This window comes from Leucothrix pacifica (genome assembly GCF_003172875.1).
In the GTDB taxonomy this organism is placed as follows: Bacteria; Pseudomonadota; Gammaproteobacteria; order Thiotrichales; family Thiotrichaceae; genus Leucothrix; species Leucothrix pacifica.
Genome location: NZ_QGKM01000120.1, coordinates 1 through 2,766 on the forward strand (window position 1 = coordinate 1; position 2,766 = coordinate 2,766).

Genomic DNA, 2,766 nt, shown 5'->3' on the forward strand with positions numbered 1-2,766 from the left:
CTACTCTTGACCATAGCTCGGAAAAAGATGCTATGTGTGCCAAGTTTGAATAGGTTTCCAATAGTAATGACCAATGAGCAAATTTTTCAGCTCGCGGAAGCAAACAAAGCAAGATTTTTTCTCGTTCTCTCCATGAAAAGGGGGGGTTGCCTTCTGTCACCAACAAGTTAATTAGGAGGATCTCAGTAGGTATGTCATGTTGTTGTATTGCTACATCAATTGCTCTTTTTAATTCAATGCTAACATCATCATACTGTTTAAGTTGATTAAAAATTCTTGCGCGAGTCACAAAGCATGCTATTTCACGAATATAAAATGATTGAATGTTACATTTTGAAAATTGTTTTTTAAGTAGACCAGATAACTGTTCATCATTCATTGTATTAATTTTACTACTCAGTCTAAACTCCTTGAGTCGTTCAGAGTTAACACCAAGCCGTAATGAATCTGATATTTGGATAGCTGATTCTATTAGCTCATCTCTAGCGGCATAATCATCGCTATGTTGCTTTAATTGCATATCAGCTTCAATGATAAAAGGTAGTGCAGAAACATTATTTTTTTCTTCTACAATTTCATAAGCCCTAATTATATAATTTTTATATGCTTCCTCTGGAAGCTGCGATTTTGCCATGCCAAGCATTGCACCAATATTATTTGGATTTAAACTTAATGCTGTTTTAAAGTGTTTAATTGCTTCGTTCATATTAACGCCCAGCAAACGAAGGCCTAATATACAATTTTTCTCTCCTGATTCTTCAAAGCTTAGATTGGCTTCATTTTTCTCAAGGTATCTTGAAAGGTTTTCAGCTGCAGCCTTATGATTTAAAAACAACAACTCTGAATTTCCATAATCTACAAATGAGTAGCATTTATTCTGTAGCTCAGTATCTACTTCACCTGTAATCTTTTTCTTAGAATATGGTGAAACGACAGATACAGAAATCGGATTATTTGAAATCAGAACATTTAGCTTTTCTTGGTTACTATCTAATGTGCTTTTTATTTCTCTATTTCCGTCAATTATTATCTCAGTATTCTCATACGTGCTGTATAGTGTTTTATATAATTTTAATTGAATTTTTGATGCCGCAGGAAATTTTTCAGCTAGTAGGCCATTTTCGCTTTGGGCAAATATCTTCTGTAGAGAAAAAATCAATATAAAAACAACCATTCCGATGATAGAAAACCGCAATAACTTACCTTTTTTTTGCTTCGCTACAAAAAATATAAAGAAAAAAGCAAACGCAGAAGCTAAGAACAAGTATAAGACTACGGGTTTTCCCTCGATGGTTGTAATATCACCAATCGCACCCAACAATGTCAAAATGAGTATCATTACTGGGTGCTTAATTAACTCAAACAGATTTACATTCATAAATTTCTGGCTCAAAAAGTTGGTTCGACACATCAGTTTCTTTTGACTTGTTACAAATTAATTATGACCAATAAAAAATTCAATGTAAAGTTTAAGTCCTACAGCAATACCAATTGAGACACTTAGAAGACCACGGCGACTACCCGCGCCAACTGGGGCTATCCGTCTGGGGAACCGACACCATGCGCACGGGCGGCGACGACATCGCACAAGCCTTTGCACTCATGGGCATCAAACCCGTTTGGGCAGAAGGCTCACATCGCGTGATCGACTTTGAAATACTGTCTAACCAGCTATTAGGCCGACCCCGCGTTGACGTGACTTTGCGAGTATCGGGCTTCTTCCGTGACGCATTCCCCAATGTGATGAAACTGTATGATGCAGCGATTCAGGCCTTAGCGAACTATGACGAAGCGCCTGAAATCAACAGCATACGCGCGCACATCGAACAACAAACCGAGTCGCTAATCGCCGATGGCATGAGCGCAGAGGAAGCCAATCGCCAAGCAAGCTACCGCGTGTTTGGCAGCAAACCCGGAGCCTATGGCGCGGGACTGCAAGGCCTGATCGACGAACGCTGCTGGGAAACCCGCGACGACTTGGCCGAAGCCTACCTCAACTGGGGCGGCTACGCCTACGGCAATACGGCAGGCGATGGCGTGGAAGCGCGCGATGCCTTTGCCAACCGCCTCGGACAACTCGAAGCCGTGGTGCAAAACCAAGACAACCGTGAACATGACTTGCTGGACTCGGACGACTACTACCAATTCCAAGGCGGCATGACCAACGCCGTCACCAGCCTCAGCGGACAAGCGCCAGCGGTGTATCACAACGACCACTCTGACCCTGAACGACCGAAAGTACGCACGCTAAAAGAAGAACTGAATCGGGTGATTCGCTCGCGACTGCTCAACCCTAAATGGATCGAGGGGATGCGTGAGCATGGGTATAAGGGCGCGTTTGAGATGGCGGCGAGTGTGGACTATCTGTTTGCTTATGATGCGACGACTAACTTGATTGCGGATTATCAGTATGAGGCGGTCAGTGATGCGCTGGTGTTTGATGAGGAGAATCGGGCGTTTTTGGAGGAGCATAATCCTGCGGCGTTGGAGGAGATGGCGGAGCGGTTGTTGGAGGCGGCGCAGCGGGGGTTGTGGAAGGACCCCGGGGAATATCAGGAGCGGTTGCAGAATTTGCTGCTTGATGCTGATGAGAAAGCTGAAAACCACTTTTAAATAGGAAAATAATCGCACATACCAATTCCTCTTATTAAGCCGTAATTTGCAGAATATCGCAAAGTGCTATATATTAACTAAAAATAATTGAACGTAACGACAATATCCTCGGGTTTAAACATTGCGAGTTATAACGAGCTATGGTCAAGAGTA

General features: G+C 42.6%; 2 protein-coding genes. One reads left to right on the forward strand and one right to left on the reverse strand.

The window, feature by feature from the left end; translation table 11 throughout:
- Positions 1–1,378, reverse strand: a 1,378-nt coding sequence (locus DKW60_RS22830; protein WP_146203559.1) for a tetratricopeptide repeat protein, incomplete at its 3' end; no start/stop codon positions are given.
- Positions 1,379–1,491: 113 nt separating this feature from the next.
- On the opposite strand from DKW60_RS22830, the gene DKW60_RS22835 reads away from it, so the two are divergent.
- Positions 1,492–2,613 (forward strand): cobaltochelatase subunit CobN, encoded by a 1,122-nt coding sequence (locus tag DKW60_RS22835; RefSeq protein ID WP_109839963.1) that lies wholly within the window; start codon positions 1,492–1,494, stop codon positions 2,611–2,613.
- Positions 2,614–2,766: the final 153 nt, after the last annotated feature.